The organism is Pseudomonas sp. 32_A (genome assembly GCF_017490905.1).
Lineage (GTDB): Bacteria > Pseudomonadota > Gammaproteobacteria > Pseudomonadales > Pseudomonadaceae > Aquipseudomonas > Aquipseudomonas inefficax.
The window spans coordinates 1-444 of record NZ_JAFGYI010000346.1 but is presented as its reverse complement, the minus strand read 5'-3'; the positions used below and the strand labels follow the sequence as shown (position 1 = coordinate 444).

Genomic DNA, 444 nt, shown 5'->3' with positions numbered 1-444 from the left:
CTTCAATCCCGAATCGGCGATCCGCTTTCTCAGCGATCACCACACGGTCGTCGCGTCGCCGTCGCTGCTGAGCCGCACGCCGCTCGAGCGCCCCGAGGATCTCGTTCGCCATACGATCCTCGAAACCGAAACGCGCCCGCGCCATTGGGACGACTGGTTCGCCGAAGCGAAGCTGAGCGCGAGCCGCTTCACGAGGCGGCAGCGCTTCGATCATTTTCATGTGACGTTCCAGGGCATCGTCGACGATCTCGGCGTCGGCATCGGGCCCGTCGTCACGCTGAGCCGGGATCTCGCGAACGGCAAGATCGTCGCGCCGTTCAGCGACATCCGGATCGCGCCGCACAACTACTACGCGGTCACGCCGATCGGCATCCAGAAGACCGCGCTGCATCGCGAGTTCGAGGACTGGCTCGTCGCGACGGCCGCGGCGGCCGAGACGCGCGC

At 66.7% G+C, this 444-nt stretch carries 1 protein-coding gene; it reads left to right on the top strand.

The features are described 5' to 3' along the window. Nucleotides 1-444, top strand: a 444-nt coding sequence (locus J5M58_RS27005; RefSeq protein ID WP_243432572.1) for a LysR substrate-binding domain-containing protein, incomplete at both ends; no start/stop codon positions are given.